The sequence below is a fragment of the Paenibacillus sp. FSL F4-0122 genome (genome assembly GCF_038002845.1).
Classification (GTDB): domain Bacteria; phylum Bacillota; class Bacilli; order Paenibacillales; family Paenibacillaceae; genus Paenibacillus_AQ; species Paenibacillus_AQ odorifer.
Genome location: NZ_JBBODI010000001.1, coordinates 620,008 through 635,735, shown reverse-complemented (window position 1 = coordinate 635,735; position 15,728 = coordinate 620,008). Strand labels below are relative to the sequence as shown.

Below are 15,728 nucleotides of genomic sequence, written 5' to 3'. Positions count from 1 at the left end.
TCAGACAAATGGGAGGTAGAGTACATGTCAGGATGGCTTGGGAATCATTTTGTTACGCAGATTGGAATTTTGGTGAATGATGTTGAAAAGGTAAGCACGGCTTATGCGGAGTTTTTTGGACTGGAGAAGCCGGAAATTATCGTTACAGATACAGAAGATAAGGCGCAGACTCGGTATAATGGCGAGGCGACGGTGGCGCGGGCTAAGCTGGCTTTTTTTGATATGGGCTCCCTGCAGCTTGAGCTGATTGAGCCAGATCAGCAGCCCAGTACGTGGCGTGATTATTTGAATGAGCATGGTGAGGGACCTCATCATATTGCTTTTGTGGTTGAAGGAATGAAGGAGAAGATTACGCTGCTCGAAGGCAAAGGGTTCCCACTCCAGCAAAAGGGTGAGTATACCGGGGGGAGTTATGCTTATCTGGACACGTTCAAGGAGTTAAAGATGATTGTGGAACTGCTGGAGAACGATAAGGATAAAGGAGAGGATTTATAGTGAATATACTAATTACTGGTGCCGGACGTGGATTGGGTTATGAGCTGGCGGCTGAGGCATTGAAGCGGGGGCATGGAGTCATTGCCGGGGTTCGCCGTCCTGATCAGGAACAAACAGCACTATCCCAGCTTGCTGCGACCTATGGCGAGAAGCTGACTGTGGCCGCGCTGGACGTGACGGATGAAGAAGGAATCGCGGCGCTTGCTGCGAATCTGCAAGGACAAGGCCGGACACTTGGTGCCATTATTAATAATGCGGCGGTGCTGACCGCCAGGGACACACAGATTGAAGAGCTGGATTTCCAAGATATGCTTACCACGATGGATATTAATCTTTACGGACCGATGCGGGTGGTTAAGCATTTCTTGCCGCTGCTCACTGAACCCAAACTTTCGATTATCAATATATCGTCGGAAGCAGGCAGCATTACTAATGCTTATTCGGGAGACTATCCATATTCCATCTCCAAAACGGCACTTAATATGTTCTCACAGCAGCTGCATGTGTATTTAAAAGAACGCGGGGTACAAGTACTCGGCGTACATCCTGGCTGGATGCATACGGAGATGGGCGGGGCAGAGGCGCCAACGAATCCGACCCAAAGTGCTGAGGGCATCATGGACTTGATCGAGAAGCGGACAACACCGGAAGGTCATTTCATGTTTGTAGATTATACGGGTAAGGACATGAAGATTTAAGTAAGAGTGTTCTAACTAAAAGAGGTAACTCAATAGCCATTCGTGGCTTCTGAGTTACCTCTTTTTGATTTTTCTATATGCTTATTTATTTCTTAATCAATAAATAAGTCTATGAATGGTATTATATTATTCATTTCTATGGGACTAATTATAATCTCCCGTTTGGGACAAGCCGCATAAATGACCACAAAGTATAAGAGGAACTAATCTCCTAGATGAATCCATTGGTCCAAGAGTCCCTAAGGTAAAGCGAATATAAATACTACTATGATCCTTCATCCATTTTAAAAGAGGTGAATCTAAGATGAAAAGACAGGTGAAACCTAGTAGGAGAAGAAGACCTGCCTCCAGACTGCAGCCTAAACGTAGTTTAATTCTTAAGGCAAAAGCACAAATCATTAACTTTGCGGTTATTGGTGATAGTCATGTGGGGTATGGAAACAGCGCAAGCATTTTTAGGAATCTTTTGCCTAAAGCTGTGAATAGCGGGAATAAGAGATTTGTTATTTTTGGAGGAGATAATACGCAAGCGGGAGCTAATCATGGAAATAATGCGAATGCTTACTACAAGGACTTCAAGGATACGGTAACAAGCACGCTCGGGAGTATTCCTTATAAAGCATCTATAGGAAATTGGGAGGCAAGTACACAGTCCTTATTCAGACAATATTTAGGTGCTGATGAAGGGCAAATGAATTTCCCGGGTACTCAGGGGAAGGTCAAGTATGTATGGCTTAATTGTGCGCTTGGACGGTTCACTCCGGGTAGTATAAATTTGTTGAAAAATTTAGATGATAGTTTTTATTATATTATAGATTTTCATTGGCCCCTCAAAGTGAGCGGGATTACGGTGGACCCAACCCATGTATTAAGCGCATCGGAGACGAATAAGTTTTTTTCATCCATTCCTACAAAAGTGAGAGATAAGGTGCTAGCTATTTTTACGCATCATGGACATCTGTTTTACCAAAAACTTAGTAATATATATCCCGGTTACAACAAAACTAAATTTTTTGTATGCGGATGTTCCGGGGAATATAAATGCAAAACAAATGGCGATCGGGGTTATTACAATGCCACATTATCCATCAACGGGACAACATTTAATGTGGATGCTTTTAAGGTAGCGGTCAATTAGTAAAACAAAGCTAAGCTGATTTTCGGGAGAAGCCGGGGTCAGCTTTAGCAACAATTCAGGCACAGGATAATAGTAAGCTAGCAGGATTATTTAATATATTTGTATAATAGTTTATATATGTATTAAATGAATCATATTGGAGGGCTACCGATGAGAGGGTTAGTATTTAATTCTTTAGAACAGGCGGGTGTCTCGGCTTTTGGTGTGGAGCGCATTCGTACAGCCGCCGCGCAAATGGTTGAAGACAATATCACACCTGCGCAAGTTATTGTTGCTGCGAGAAAGGGGACGCTGCTGGTCCATCAAGCGAATGGAAAAACCGGCCCTGAAGCAGACGCAGCGGAATTAACCGCGGATGCTATATTTCCACTCTGTTCCATAACAAAACTATTTACTGCAACCGCTATTATGATGTTAGTGGAACAAGGGAAAGTGGGTCTAAATAGGCCGGTTTCTGATTACATCCCCGAATTTACAGGGGAAAACAAAACAAAGGTATGCGTACATCATTTGTTGACACATACCTCTGGAATTGAGGTTGATGTGATTCGTTCTAATGGAATTGCCAAACAGGCGCAAGAGGAATATCCTCCACACGAACCTAATCAAGATCCAGAACTGCATAGTTACTTATATGGCGGTTATGATGCACCACTTAGCCATGAGCCAGGTACTGTGATGTCTTACTGTGGATATGGTTATGAGCTGTTGGGTGAAATCATACGGCGTGTTAGTGGACAAGCTTATGATGTATTCGTAAAGGAAACCATTTTTAAACCGCTGGGAATGGAAAATACATATTATCGTGTGCCAATGGAAGTGCGGAACAGAGTAGTTAGACGTGCTCCTGAGGCAGCATGCGCGGAATGGGTAGACAGCGAATACAATTTGAATTCTGTATCTGCGGGGGGCGGCGCTTACTCAACGGCTATGGATTTGGCTGTTTTTGGCCAGATGTTCCTTAACGGTGGAATTTATAACGGAGTACGATTCCTTAGTCCGGTAACAGTAAAAGAAATGACCCGCAATCAAATTCCGGGCGTATCCTCACAATATAGAGATGAAGTTTTTCCTGAAGCGTACTGGGGATACGGATGGGCGATTAATGGCACGAAGCGTGACGGCGGAGATCTGCTCTCTCCTGATGCCTATTCACACTGGGGGGCGGCAGGTCCATTCCTCTGTGTGGATCCGATTTATCAGACGGTGACGGTTCATTTATCCGTAGAGCTGGATCACCAGAAGCCATTTAAAAATATGTATGTTGATTATTTCAATAATACCGTTCTGGCAGCGATCACAGATCTGTAATTCGGCCAAGGATCTGCAAGAATTTATCAAGGGTTGATTTTATAAAATCTAATATAAGAAAGCCAGTGGCATATATTAGTCCTATCTAATATGCACCACTGGCTTATTTTTTAAAAAATCTCTTGTTCAGCTACTGTTATCTGTAAACTCGATGATTGTGGCAGGATTTCTTATGTGTGTGCTTAACGCTTCCTTGAAGGAAATCCGTAATCTTTAGCACGCCACGCTACTAGCAGCGCAAGAATCAATAGTATAAACATTACCCACGGGAAGGAGCGGACACCAAGTGTTTCAATAAGAATCCCGCCCATCACGCCGCCCCCGCCAATAGCTAGGTTCCATGCCGTCACCAACATCGATTGGGCCACATCTGCACTTTCGCCAGCGGTTTCGGCAACGGCTGTCTGTAGCAAAGTAGCCGCTCCTCCAAACGTCAACCCCCATACACCAACCACTAAATAGATCACTACGGGCTGGCTGCTACTAATGCCTAGTACAATGGATGACAAGGCGAAAGCAGCGAGGCTGATCAGAACCAATGGACGCAGCTTGCGGTCGATCAAAATACCGATGACCCAGATGCCAACAAGCGCTGTAATGCCGAAAATAAGCAGTACCAAGTCAACGCGCTGGGTTAGCCCGGCCTGAGTAAGATAAGGGGCAATGTAGGTATACAAGATGTTGTGTGCCAGTACCCATGCCAGAACAACAAACAGTACCGGCCGTACCCCCGGAATAACAAAAACCTTGTAGAGAGGGAGTCGCTTATCAGGGGCCTCTCCTGGATAGTCCGGTAGCTTCCAAAACACCCAAGCGATTAGCATCAGAGCCAATAGCGACATGATCCCGAAGATAGAGCGCCAGCCTACAAGGGTGCCAAGAAGTGTTCCCGCAGGGACACCGAGTGCCAGAGCGAGAGGCGTGCCAACCATGGCTACCGCCATTGCTCGTCCCTTGAGTGACTCCGGCACCATGCGCCGGGCGTAACCTGCTATCATCCCCCATAAGACTCCAGCGGATACGCCTGCGAAGAACCGAGCTGTCAGCGTAAGTATATAATTGGAAGAAAAAGTGGTGACGGTGTTGAATATGAGAAAACCAAGGATGCACATTAGTAGCAGTGGTCGCCGCCGCCATCCACGCGTCACGGTAGTTAAGGGGATCGCCGCCAACAGTGAACCCAGGGCGTACAAAGTGACAAGTTGACCTGCAAGGGCCTCGGAGACTCCAAGCCCGTCACCTATTTGGAGCAACAAGCCGGCCGGAATCGTTTCGGTAAGAATACAGATAAACCCCGTCATAGCTAGGGCGAGTAATCCAGCCCATGGCAGACGTTCAGAAGAGGGAGTGCTGGAGGCACTTTGTGTGGCAGAAGATGTGTTTTGGCTCATAGAGAAGCCCCTCTCTTATATAATTTTAGCAAACTCAATGATACACACGACGAATAGGTCTACTAGACAGAGCGCCTAGGCCGGTTCATTCCGGACCCAGGCACCTTGTGTTCTTGCTCTATTTATTACGTCTGTCATAAATGGCATCACAAAGGTCAACAGTAAACTGACCCGACATGCCTTCCAGTGCAGTATTAGTGAAAGCCACGACACTGAGGCGTTGCTTGGGATCGACGAACCACGAATGACCATAAGTGCCACCCATGCGCCAAGTACCCGGGGATTCCGGAGTGTCTGCGGCGACAGGATCCTTTAGTACCGTAATGCCTAGGCCAAAGCCTCGTCCTGGCCAGAAGGCCATTGGCAGATCACCGATCTGGTTGGTCGTCATATCGTGAACCAGTGACTCCGGTAGCAGCGGCGCTCCGCCCTTACGTAATGTTTCCAGCAGTTGCAAAAAGTCTCCGGCGCTGCCGACCATGCCAGATCCTCCAGAAAGATAGGCAGTAGTGTCAAATGCTCGGCTAGGGGCAAGCAGGAACCCAGCCGTTCCCTCCACAAAGGCAATACTGTCGGGCTCAAGTAAGGGCCGTGGCTCTGGAGTATCATTGGCATAGGAAGTGGCCAGCCGTTCTCGGTCAACTGCAATAAAACCCGTGTCGCTCATGCCAAGCGGCTTTGTCACGAGTGAATGTACAGCTTCACTAAGCGGTGTTTCTGTGACCTTTGCAATTACTGCTCCCAGTACATCTGTCGCGATGGAATATTTCCACTCGGTACCTGGCGTATAAAGGAGGGGGACAGAGGCAAGACGACGCAGGTTCTCTTCCAACGTGATGCCGGGCTGATCCATACCATCTGATACCCCTGCTGACTGATAGGAACCCTTCTCTTCTTGAAAAAATCGGTAAGACAGGCCTGCGGTGTGCGTCATCAAATGACGAATCGTCAAGGTCGCGAACTCGCCATTCTGCAAACGCGGCTGAAACTCTGGAAGCCAACGATCAACGCGGTCGTCCAGCTGTAGACGACCTTGCGCAACTAATACTAGGGCTGCCGTTGAAATGATAGGTTTAGTAACTGAAGCTAGCCGGAATAAGGCATCTTCTCGCATAAGTCGGCCTATCTCACGGTCGGCAAAACCGGCAGCACGGCTATAAACCAGTTCCCCATCTATCATCACTTTAATGACAGCACCGACCAAACGCTTGTCAGCGAGGGTTCGATCGATTACTCTATCGATGCGACCTGATAAACATTCTGTATTTATTTTGTTTGAATCCAATATACTCATCTGTCTTCATCCCTTCGGAATAGTTAAAGCCAGGAACACTTTACTATTGTAGGGTTATTATATATAACGAGTTATCTTGATTACATAAGGCAACTAAGTTAAATTAGCCTTATAACGGTTAATTACAAGCTAGTTAATATAGAACACCTTAAATTTAAAGGAGGCGATTTTGATGGACCATGTTGATAAGCAAATTCTTTTCCATCTTCAAAATCAAGCAAGAATTTCTATGACAGAGCTGGGGAAATGTGTCGGTTTATCGCAACCTGCGGTTACGGAGAGAGTTAGGCGTATGGAGGAAAAAGGCATCATCAGCGAATATCGCACCATAATTTCTCCTGAAAAGATTGGGAAACATGCTGCTGCCTACATGTTATTTCATTCTAGGGATTGTAATGCATTCCTTGATTTCTGCCGCTCAAGTCCTGATGTCGTCGAATGTTACCGTATAAGTGGGGAACACAACTACTTATTGAAAGTAGTAACCGACTCTACACGAGCCCTCGAGGAGTTCGGAAATCAATGTGATAAATACGGTACCTACACGATTCTAATCGTGATGTCATCGCCAATCGATCATAAATTTCTTATACCATCGCTTGAAGAAGCAAGCCTAAACTTACTGAGTTAGATTTTAAACATAATCCGTTAGCCTGTCGCAACAAAAAAAGACTCTTCTATATAAATAGAGGAGTCTTTTTGGTGTGGATATTGTAATAAAAATGATTGCAGCTGCTCCTTTTTCGTAGATACATCATGGACTCTCTATTTTATAAGTCTGGCGGTATTTTAATGGAGAAAGCCCGGTGATTTCCTTAAATACCCGACCAAAGTGAGTCATATTATCAAATCCAACATTTTCAGCTATCTTGGCTACTTTAAAGGCAGTATTAATTAACAAGGCACGAGCTTCCTTTATCCGCACATTATTCAAATATTCTGTAAAGGTGAAGCCTGTACTATCACGAAAAGTTTTGCAGAAGTAGGAAGGACTGATATAGAATCTGTTGGCAATATCGCGTATGGAATGACGTTGGTCGTAATAACGATTGAGATAGTCAACAATTTCAAATATTTTTTTGTTCACTACACTGATTTCTTCAGTGATTGCAGGAGGCATCGCTTCCTGGTGGCGATAAATATAAATAAGCAGCTCAAACATTAGTGTTTTTAGATAGAATTCATAGCCGGGAGGTTGCTTCGTAAATTCAGAGACCATTTTATTGAATAATTTCTCGATAAAGTTTTGTTCAGAACCATTAAATCGCAGCAGATGACAATCTCGTGTAAAAGTGGACAGCAAATCAAGCGTCTTATTGTTCGGAAACAGATCTTCGAGGAACTCGCGTTTAAATACAAGTGTTATTCGTTCAAAGGTCTCCCCACTCGAATTGACAAGCTTATGAATTTTATTGATGTCAATCAGCAATAGAGAACCCCCGACAACCTGATAAGCCTTATCCTCTATGAAATAGCAAATATCCCCCGAAACCATGTAAAAAACCTCATAACCGTTATGGTAATGTCGTGTAGGCATGCTGGATTGACTTTTTTTCTCTCGACTGATGTCGAATTTTTGTACTTCATAAAAATTGGTTTCCATTTGCTATCCCTCCCAATTCAGTTGTATGTCAACTATATTAACAAGAATATATGCAGAAAAACAATATATTTAGTGAATATATGTGCTGAAAATCATATTTTTAGACGCTATGATGAAGTTGTTCCGAATGGTTTAGCAAAGAGGGGGGTGAAGAGAAAATTAGAATGTTATCTAAATTATCGAATTGTGTAATCTATATGTAAACTTATGCTGAAATTAGAGATACTTTGAACGATTTTAAACGAAAAATGAAAAAAGGTGGGACATAAAAATGAAATCTCAATTCTTAAAAAAGAACCTTCTTTCTACATTTCTACCCGTTGCAGTTCTCGGAATGTCATTGTCGGCATGTGCCGGATCTGGTGATAAGGAATCTACTATCGACCCTTCAGGTGTGCAGAGTAATAAGGGAGAGACAGTAGAGATTAATTGGGTGATGGCTGCAGATCCGGATAAAAAAGCTTGGCAAGACGAGACGATTGCTTCGTTCGAAGCCACTCATCCTAATATTAAAGTTCATCTTGAGAATATTCCGTATGATCAGTTCGATCAGAAATTGACCACTATGATCTCAAGCGGCAACGCTCCTGATGTGTGGAATCCGAACCAGGCGGACAGCGGCTTTGCTACTTATATGAAGATGGGTGCCCTGAAGGACTTAACGCCTTACATTGAAAAAGGGGCTCCAGAGCTGGATACGATGGATAAGGATTTGCTGGATGTATATAAAATTGATGATAAATTTTTCGGAATTCCGCTTGTCAGCAATGCGACGTATCTGTTTTACAATAAGGATTTATTCGATCAGCAGGGTATTCCTTATCCAACAACGGACTGGGATGACACTTCATGGAACTACGATAAAATGTTAGAAATTGCTCAAAAGCTTTCTCATGATGTAGGTAATGTGCGCAAGCAGGTATTCGGATTTGCAAGCGGCCTTAGTCCGAATGCTATGGCTTGGTCATTTGGCGGTGATTTTTTTAAGCCAGAAGCGTATACCTCAGGGGTTATGGGGGAGCCGGATCTACTTAATGACAAAAATATTGAAGCGTTACAATTTAACCTCGATTTAATTAACAAGTATAAGGTTGCACCGGACCAACAGACTGTGTCTGCCGCGGCTCAGCTTGGAGATGTGTTCATGACGGGGAAAGTTGCCATGTACATTAATGGAGGTTGGGGATTGGGTTCTTATGAAAAAGCGGACTTTCGCTGGGGTGTCGCAGCTGTTCCCTACCATGATGGCCGCAAAGTGACACTTTTTGTGGACCCATGGAGCATCTCAAACTCAAGTAAACATCCGGATGAAGCCTGGGAATTTGTCAGATATCTGGCCGATCCCAAAACCGATGGAGGCGCCTATCGCTATATGAATGATGTCGGTAGAACGCCAGCGGACAGCAGCTTGTTTGAACTGTGGTACGAAAAAATATCCTCGCAGATTGGGATGGATAAAGCGGAATTCAAACAAGTCCATGAGGGTGCTATTAAGTATGGACGTGAAGCTGAAAATCATCTGATCGTAAAGTTCAATACGATTCTAGAAACCATGAACCAGACCATGTCTTCTGTATGGAATGGAAGTAAAGATTTGAAAGATGGACTGAAGGAAGTGGATCAGAACCTCCGTTCACTCAAACTGGATTAACTAGAACTGGAAGGATAAGCGGCCGCTAATCGCAGACTAGCCGGCCGCGTAAGGAGGATGATTCATGAAGCGAATGGCAACTGAGAGTAAGCGGGAGGAACGCGCCTTCTGGATGTTTATTATGCCGTGGTTTATCGGTTTCATATTGTTTACTGGCGGACCGATCATCGTGTCGCTAATGTTAAGTTTCTCCGAATACAATGTAATTTCGTCTCCTGAATTTATAGGGTTTGATAATTTCAGGCTGTTATTTCAGGATAGGCTGTTCTACAAATCGTTATCTGTCACCATCTATTATTCCTTATTGTCCGTACCCTTTACCATTGTATCTTCGTTGGTGATTGCCCTGCTGCTGAATCAGAAGGTTCGAGGACAGTCATTACTTCGTACGCTGTATTATGCGCCAAGTGTTATTTCCGGGGTGGCTGTGTCTTTCCTGTGGTCTTGGCTGCTTAACCCGACCTTCGGGGTAGTCAATTCCTTACTCTATGACTGGTTTGGTGTGGAAGGTCCAGGCTGGTTCACGAGCCCGGGGACGGTCGTCCCATCTATGGTTCTGATGCAATTAACGGCGTCAGGTTCAACCATGGTGATATTCCTAGCTTCCTTGCAATCTCTTCCGAGTGATCTATATGAAGCGGCGTCAATCGAAGGAGCAGGTGTGTGGAAAAAGTTCTACAAAATTACACTTCCGCTCATTTCGCCGGTGGTTTTGTTCAATACGATTATTGCAATGATCGCTTCCCTGCAAGTATTTACTGAATCCTACGTCATTACGAAAGGCGGACCGGACTGGAGTTCATATTTCTATGTATACTACTTGTTTGATACAGCCTTTAAACAATTTCGGATGGGTTATGCCTCTGCTCAGGCCTGGATTCTATTTATCATCCTTTTTACACTGACTCTTGTATTCATGTGGAGTTCGAAGCGGTTTGTCCACTATGAATATGACTCTAAAAGATAGGAGGGATTCACATCATGAGACAGCGAAGTTTTTTACACGGCAAGCTGAAGCCCATTCAGAAGATACTGTTATATCTAATCCTTTATGGCGGCGTTATTCTTTTCGCATTCCCGTTATTCTGGATGTTGGTCACCTCGCTAAAAACCATGGGCGACATTCATAAAGTCCCGATGATATGGCTGCCATCCTCTATTCAATGGAGTAATTATAAGCAAATTTTCATAGATGCTCCAATGGGGCGATATTTATTGAATTCGGTAGGCTACACATGTATCTCAGTATTTGGGACTGTGCTTGCCTCCTCTATGGCTGCGTTTGCGTTCGCTCGTCTTCGTGCCCGTGGAAATATGCTTCTGTTTGTGCTTGTACTCAGCACAATGATGATCCCGTCACAAGTGACTTTGATTCCTCAATATTTGTTATTTAATCAAATTCATTGGACAAATTCTTATTTGCCGCTTATCGTTCCGGCATTTACAGGCAGTGCATTTGTTATCTTTTTGTTACGCCAATTCTATCTTGGGATCTCTAGGGAAATGGATGAGGCAGTTAAGATAGATGGTGGAGGACATCTAGTCATGTATTGGAGAATTCTCCTGCCCTTGTCGGCACCGGCGCTCGCTACATCGGCTGTTCTAGAAATCATGTCCCGTTGGAATGATTTATTTGGTCCACTTATTTATTTAAGTGAAAGCAGTCAATATCCTCTTTCACTAGGATTAGCAAATTTCACAGCCGCATATGGACAAACACCATGGAATCTGTTGATGGCAGCATCTGTGGTAACCGTCTTTCCGTTGCTGTTATTGTTCTTTTTTGCTCAAAAAGTATTTATTCAAGGAATTGTTATTTCTGGATCGAAAGGTTAACGCGAATCATAAAAAAGTTTATTACCTGGAGGGAACTTATGAAGTTTGATTATCATACACATCATAATCGTTGCGGGCACGCAACAGGAACAGTAAGAGATTATGTAATTGCAGCCATTGAAAAGGGATTACAGGTTATTGGAATCTCAGATCATACTCCTGCATTTGCGCTGGAGGAAGACCTGCCCTGGCCCGGAGGAGCTATGGCGAAGAGTGAATTTCCTGCATACGTGGATGAGGTTCTAGCTTTAAAAAAAGAATTTGCGGGACAGATTGATGTAATGCTGGGGATTGAAGCGGACTTTTTGCCTGATTCCCTGGATATATATCGTAGTGTCATCGCCAGTTATCCCTTTGATTATGTGATTGGTTCGATTCATAATTTCGGCGGAATCAGCATTTACGATGGAGAATACTGGGACGGATTGGATCAGGCGGGGAAACTTGCGACCAAAAATCTGTATTATGACTATGTCTCTCAATCGGCTAAAAGTGGCTTATACGACATACTAGGCCATGTGGATGCTTTAAAGCGGTATTTTCCCGGTTATTCCGGCTTGTGGACAGAAGCGCTGGATTTCACCCTGCAAACCGTTGCAGCAAGTGACGTAGTTCTCGAAATTAATACTTCTGACGATAACTGTGTCCCAGATACGGCTTTTCTAGAAAGAGCTCTGTTTCATGGTGTGAAGGTCACGATTGGATCAGATGCACATGAACCCGAACGGGTGGGAGATCAGTTCGAAGAAGTCCGGAAAAACCTGCAGGCCATTGGCTATCGGGAATGGGCTACATTCCATAAACGGGTTAGAACAATGGTTAGTCTAGACCAAATATAAAATGAATTAAGTAGCCAAGCTAATGCCGGCATCACCTAGTTTCCAACGGCAGGTCATTATCAGCTGCTCATCCTCCAGTTCGGCTGTCAGCGTGCCACCCATTTTATTCATCAGACTTTTGGCGATGGAGAGACCCAGCCCGGAGGCTTGAGAAGATCGGGTACGGTCTGCGGTATAGAATCGGTCAAATAAGAGGTTAACGTCGCTTCCGGCTAGTTCCTTCGCATCGTTTACTATCGTTAAATCAGCTGTTTCCTGCCGTCGTTCGAAACGGATTTCCACATACCCGGTCGCGTGTTTGACCGTATTGACAAGTAAATTCTCGACAACTCTCCGCACAGCGGATTCATCGGCGTATACGGATACATTTTCCTCAGGTAGCCGTATATCCGGTGTAATATTGCGTTCGTTGAAGGAATCGTAAAATCCGACCAGAATTTCCGAGAGCAGGGCCGTCATCCCAAGCTTTTCGGTATGTAGAGGATAATCTAGCGATTCGATCAAGGAAAGCTCAAAAAAATCATTCAGCAGCGCCTGCAGCCGTTTCGTCCGATTTTTAACGATGGCAACATATTCAAGCTTTTCATCAGGGGTAATAGACTCATCCTCCAACAGTTGAATATAACCGAAGATGGAGGTGAGGGGTGTACGGATATCATGTGAAATATTCGCAACAGCCTGACGGAATTCTTGTTCGACACGTTTTCGCTGGGCATCCGCTTCGACGATTAAATCAGATTGACGATTGATTTGTCCCGCAAGCGCCTCAAGCTTCTGGTCGAATAGAGCCACATCAATTTTTTTACCGGTTGCTCGCTCATTGTAGGTATGCAATTGCTCTGTTATCCGCCCTAGCTCTCGCCTTAAAATCAACAAACGGAAAAGCAGGAGAGCTCCTGCCGCAAACAATATGATTGTCAGAATAAACAACACTCTCCTGCACCTCCTATTTGTTATTTGATTTCTTTTCGGTGGAATACGAGAATACCGAGTACCCCGGAAACGGCTATTGTCAACAACGGTACAAGTAAAAGCGCTGGCCAATCTCCACTGTCGATACTGGGCTTACCGATATCGCTCACCAGTTTGAAGATGGAATAATCATACAAATTACTAAAGAAAGAGATCTTTGCACCTATACTAGCCAAAACCGTATCAATCATAAGGAAGAAAATCATTGAGAAGCCGATAGTTTTGCCGCTGTCGGTTAGGATTACGGTGAACAGCGCCCCGATGGCTGCGTAACCAGCTGTGTACAACAGGGTTAGCCCGAGGGCTCGCGGTATAAAAAGTGTAGTGCTTCCTTCTGGCAGATGACCGAAGCCCGAAAGCAGCGTGACTTCGACTGTGCTGACAATAGGAAAGACGAGCGAAATCGCCATGGCCCCAACTGCGAATACGATTAGTTTTGCCGCGAACAGCCGGCCTCTGGTGTTGCCCGAAGATGCGATCGTCTTCATGACCCCTGTGGAATATTCGTTAGAGATAAAGAATCCAGCCAGAATGGCTACGCCGAATTTAATAATGTAGGCATTGCTTGAAATAAAGGTAGTCAGAAATTCAGCACCGGTGATCTGAGGTTCCCCATTGGACCGATGATCAAAATAATATAGCAATGGGTAAGCAAGTGAGAGGACGGAAAGTGCCAATAGAAAAGTCCAAAATGATCTATTCTTACGGAGCTTGAAAAACTCAACTCTGATCAGATTATACATTTGGATTCCCCCCAATTCGCTTCGTAAAATAACTTTCCAAGTCTTCACCCATAGGCATAAACTTCTCGATCTCGAGGCCGGCAGAGAATAACGCTGTTGATACTTTGCCTGGCTGCTCAATGCGGCTATACAACTTGATGGTTCCATCCTGCATCACTTCGAAATCGGCCGTACCCAGCTCGTTCTGAATGACGGCTGTTGCCTTGCCCGGATCATCCACTTTGATAAACAAATACTGCTGACATTTCTCGTTTAATTCCTCCGCAGTGAGTTGTTCAAGCAACTGACCGCGATGAATAATGCCATAATGACTTGCCATTAAATGCAGCTCACTTAGAATATGACTTGAGATCATTATCGTAATGCCAAGCTCACGGTTTAGTCGCTTGAGCAGTTCGCGCATTTCGACGACACCCATTGGATCCAACCCATTGGTCGGCTCGTCCAGAATCAGAAATTCTGGATCTCCCAGCAAGGCGATGGCAAGACCTAACCGCTGCTTCATTCCAAGTGAGAAATTTTTGGCTTTCTTCTTGCCAGCGCCCTGCAGTCCAACTTGTTCTAGCATTCTAGGAACGCAATCTTTGCCGGGAATACCGCGTAGAATCCGGTTTGCTTCTAAATTTTCGCTTGCAGTCATATGGGGGAACAAAGCGGGGCTCTCGATAATCGAGCCGATTCGCTTACGAGCCTGGATCAAGGCCTGCTCTTCACTGGCTCCGAACAGCTCGATCGTCCCCTGAGTCGGAAAAGCAAGTCCGGTCACAATCCGGATTAATGTTGATTTTCCAGCTCCGTTTTGCCCAATAAAACCATAAATAGAGCCTTTACGGATTGACAAATTGACTTTGTCCAGCGCCGTATGGCCCTTGAACTTTTTGGATAGTTGATTTGTTTTTAATACATACTCGTACATCTCGTCTTGGCCTCCTTTTCGTGATAGACCAAGTATAGAATTGAAAACATAAGAAGAGCTAAAGCCAAATCTTAAGAATGTCTTAAGGCTTGAGCCGATAACCTATGCCCCATACCGTCTCGATAAATTCGCTTCCTGGTGCGGCCTTGGTTAGCTTGCTGCGCAAATTGCTCATGTGGACATTGACCGTATTGTCGTCCCCGAAATATGGCTCTTGCCAGACTCTTTCATACAAATTCGCTTTCGTAAACACCTTTTTTGGGGCCGACAAAAGTAACGAGAGAATCTCAAACTCTAGAGCTGTGAGCGTCAGTTCCGCACCATTTGCCGTAACCGACATCGCATCTCGATGAAGTACAAGGCCCTGATGCTGGAGCACGTTAGGCAAAGCCGATTGCGCAATCCGCGAATACAAACGTAGATGAGAATCGATCCGTGCAGAGACTTCTTCAACATCGAAGGGTTTTGTAATGAAATCATCCGCCCCCGCCCGTAGGGCAGACACCTTGGTCTGGGGCTCACCCTTGGCGGAAATGATAATTACCGACATATCGTCCCGCCCGGCAATCCTCTCAAGTAGTTCCTCTCCCGACATGCCAGGCAGCATCAGATCCAGTAGCAGCATGCTCCATTGACGTTGCTCCAGATAGAGAAGTGCCTCCGTTCCCGAGTAAGCGGGTTGGGGAATGTAGCCGCTTTTCTTAATAATGTTGCACAGCAATCGGTTGATGTCGCTGTCGTCCTCAGCAACAAGAATATGTATCGGGTTATTCATTTAATCTCCTTTTTCCACCTAAAATAGGTCGTTATTCGGATGAATGCCTATTAAATAGGATAGCAG

The 15,728-nt window shown here is 44.8% G+C and carries 16 protein-coding genes; 9 read left to right on the top strand and 7 right to left on the bottom strand.

Features of this window, described 5'->3' with window-relative positions; all coding sequences use genetic code 11:
- Positions 1–24 precede the first annotated feature (24 nt).
- From MHH49_RS02610 to MHH49_RS02595, 4 genes are all read left to right on the top strand, one after another.
- A complete protein-coding gene (locus tag MHH49_RS02610; protein ID WP_076225217.1) occupies positions 25–495 on the top strand; it encodes a VOC family protein in 471 nt (156 codons plus the stop codon).
- A complete protein-coding gene (locus tag MHH49_RS02605) occupies positions 495–1,193 on the top strand; it encodes an SDR family oxidoreductase (protein ID WP_036675756.1) in 699 nt (232 codons plus the stop codon). Before MHH49_RS02610 ends, MHH49_RS02605 begins: the two co-directional genes overlap by 1 nt.
- Before the next feature lie 304 nt (positions 1,194–1,497).
- On the top strand, positions 1,498–2,331 hold the full coding sequence (locus tag MHH49_RS02600; RefSeq protein WP_076098875.1) for a metallophosphoesterase family protein: 834 nt from the start codon (positions 1,498–1,500) through the stop codon (positions 2,329–2,331).
- 150 nt (positions 2,332–2,481) lie between these two features.
- Complete coding sequence (locus tag MHH49_RS02595) at positions 2,482–3,642, top strand: serine hydrolase domain-containing protein (RefSeq protein WP_051490870.1); 1,161 nt, start codon at positions 2,482–2,484, stop codon at positions 3,640–3,642.
- A gap of 182 nt (positions 3,643–3,824) precedes the next feature.
- Here the strand turns inward: MHH49_RS02595 and MHH49_RS02590 are convergent, their stop codons facing one another.
- A complete protein-coding gene (locus MHH49_RS02590; protein ID WP_051490869.1) occupies positions 3,825–5,033 on the bottom strand; it encodes an MFS transporter in 1,209 nt (402 codons plus the stop codon).
- A 118-nt stretch (positions 5,034–5,151) separates the two neighbouring features.
- Positions 5,152–6,327, bottom strand: coding sequence for a serine hydrolase domain-containing protein (locus MHH49_RS02585; RefSeq protein WP_076141189.1), 1,176 nt, complete (start codon positions 6,325–6,327; stop codon positions 5,152–5,154).
- Positions 6,328–6,499: 172 nt separating this feature from the next.
- Between MHH49_RS02585 and MHH49_RS02580 the strand changes: the two genes are divergently transcribed.
- Positions 6,500–6,958, top strand: coding sequence for an Lrp/AsnC family transcriptional regulator (locus tag MHH49_RS02580; protein ID WP_036675753.1), 459 nt, complete (start codon positions 6,500–6,502; stop codon positions 6,956–6,958).
- Between the two features lie 123 nt (positions 6,959–7,081).
- Here MHH49_RS02580 and MHH49_RS02575 read toward each other — a convergent pair whose 3' ends face one another.
- Positions 7,082–7,930 carry an AraC family transcriptional regulator gene (locus MHH49_RS02575; RefSeq protein ID WP_036675751.1) on the bottom strand — a complete coding sequence of 283 codons (849 nt, stop codon included), beginning with the start codon at positions 7,928–7,930 and terminating at the stop codon, positions 7,082–7,084.
- Positions 7,931–8,201: 271 nt separating this feature from the next.
- On the opposite strand from MHH49_RS02575, the gene MHH49_RS02570 reads away from it, so the two are divergent.
- The 4 genes from MHH49_RS02570 to MHH49_RS02555 all read left to right on the top strand — a co-directional run bounded on the left by MHH49_RS02570 (position 8,202) and on the right by MHH49_RS02555 (position 12,256).
- Complete coding sequence (locus MHH49_RS02570; RefSeq protein WP_036675749.1) at positions 8,202–9,581, top strand: ABC transporter substrate-binding protein; 1,380 nt, start codon at positions 8,202–8,204, stop codon at positions 9,579–9,581.
- A 64-nt stretch (positions 9,582–9,645) separates the two neighbouring features.
- Positions 9,646–10,548 carry a carbohydrate ABC transporter permease gene (locus tag MHH49_RS02565; RefSeq protein ID WP_036675748.1) on the top strand — a complete coding sequence of 301 codons (903 nt, stop codon included), beginning with the start codon at positions 9,646–9,648 and terminating at the stop codon, positions 10,546–10,548.
- A 14-nt stretch (positions 10,549–10,562) separates the two neighbouring features.
- The gene (locus MHH49_RS02560; RefSeq protein ID WP_036675746.1) at positions 10,563–11,417 is read left to right on the top strand and encodes a carbohydrate ABC transporter permease; all 855 of its coding nucleotides are present in this window, start codon (positions 10,563–10,565) and stop codon (positions 11,415–11,417) included.
- A gap of 38 nt (positions 11,418–11,455) precedes the next feature.
- Positions 11,456–12,256 carry a histidinol-phosphatase HisJ family protein gene (locus tag MHH49_RS02555; RefSeq protein ID WP_036675745.1) on the top strand — a complete coding sequence of 267 codons (801 nt, stop codon included), beginning with the start codon at positions 11,456–11,458 and terminating at the stop codon, positions 12,254–12,256.
- Between the two features lie 6 nt (positions 12,257–12,262).
- Here MHH49_RS02555 and MHH49_RS02550 read toward each other — a convergent pair whose 3' ends face one another.
- From MHH49_RS02550 to MHH49_RS02535, 4 genes are all read right to left on the bottom strand, one after another.
- The gene (locus MHH49_RS02550; protein WP_036675743.1) at positions 12,263–13,189 is read right to left on the bottom strand and encodes a sensor histidine kinase; all 927 of its coding nucleotides are present in this window, start codon (positions 13,187–13,189) and stop codon (positions 12,263–12,265) included.
- A gap of 20 nt (positions 13,190–13,209) precedes the next feature.
- Positions 13,210–13,971 (bottom strand): ABC transporter permease, encoded by a 762-nt coding sequence (locus MHH49_RS02545; RefSeq protein WP_036675742.1) that lies wholly within the window; start codon positions 13,969–13,971, stop codon positions 13,210–13,212.
- A complete protein-coding gene (locus MHH49_RS02540; RefSeq protein WP_036675740.1) occupies positions 13,964–14,887 on the bottom strand; it encodes an ABC transporter ATP-binding protein in 924 nt (307 codons plus the stop codon). The genes MHH49_RS02545 and MHH49_RS02540 overlap by 8 nt, the downstream gene beginning before the upstream one ends.
- An 82-nt stretch (positions 14,888–14,969) precedes the next feature.
- Positions 14,970–15,662, bottom strand: coding sequence for a response regulator transcription factor (locus MHH49_RS02535; protein WP_036675739.1), 693 nt, complete (start codon positions 15,660–15,662; stop codon positions 14,970–14,972).
- Between the last annotated feature and the right edge of the window lie 66 nt (positions 15,663–15,728).

What these genes read in the sequence shown, in the direction of transcription:
- MHH49_RS02610 (WP_076225217.1), top strand. Translation starts at nt 25, where the DNA reads ATGTCAGGATGGCTTGGGAATCATTTTGTTACGCAGATTGGAATTTTG.
- MHH49_RS02600 (WP_076098875.1), top strand. Translation starts at nt 1,498, where the DNA reads ATGAAAAGACAGGTGAAACCTAGTAGGAGAAGAAGACCTGCCTCCAGA.
- MHH49_RS02595 (WP_051490870.1), top strand. Translation starts at nt 2,482, where the DNA reads ATGAGAGGGTTAGTATTTAATTCTTTAGAACAGGCGGGTGTCTCGGCT.
- MHH49_RS02590 (WP_051490869.1), bottom strand. Translation starts at nt 5,033, where the DNA reads ATGAGCCAAAACACATCTTCTGCCACACAAAGTGCCTCCAGCACTCCC.
- MHH49_RS02585 (WP_076141189.1), bottom strand. Translation starts at nt 6,327, where the DNA reads ATGAGTATATTGGATTCAAACAAAATAAATACAGAATGTTTATCAGGT.
- MHH49_RS02580 (WP_036675753.1), top strand. Translation starts at nt 6,500, where the DNA reads ATGGACCATGTTGATAAGCAAATTCTTTTCCATCTTCAAAATCAAGCA.
- MHH49_RS02575 (WP_036675751.1), bottom strand. Translation starts at nt 7,930, where the DNA reads ATGGAAACCAATTTTTATGAAGTACAAAAATTCGACATCAGTCGAGAG.
- MHH49_RS02570 (WP_036675749.1), top strand. Translation starts at nt 8,202, where the DNA reads ATGAAATCTCAATTCTTAAAAAAGAACCTTCTTTCTACATTTCTACCC.
- MHH49_RS02565 (WP_036675748.1), top strand. Translation starts at nt 9,646, where the DNA reads ATGAAGCGAATGGCAACTGAGAGTAAGCGGGAGGAACGCGCCTTCTGG.
- MHH49_RS02560 (WP_036675746.1), top strand. Translation starts at nt 10,563, where the DNA reads ATGAGACAGCGAAGTTTTTTACACGGCAAGCTGAAGCCCATTCAGAAG.
- MHH49_RS02555 (WP_036675745.1), top strand. Translation starts at nt 11,456, where the DNA reads ATGAAGTTTGATTATCATACACATCATAATCGTTGCGGGCACGCAACA.
- MHH49_RS02545 (WP_036675742.1), bottom strand. Translation starts at nt 13,971, where the DNA reads ATGTATAATCTGATCAGAGTTGAGTTTTTCAAGCTCCGTAAGAATAGA.
- MHH49_RS02540 (WP_036675740.1), bottom strand. Translation starts at nt 14,887, where the DNA reads ATGTACGAGTATGTATTAAAAACAAATCAACTATCCAAAAAGTTCAAG.
- MHH49_RS02535 (WP_036675739.1), bottom strand. Translation starts at nt 15,662, where the DNA reads ATGAATAACCCGATACATATTCTTGTTGCTGAGGACGACAGCGACATC.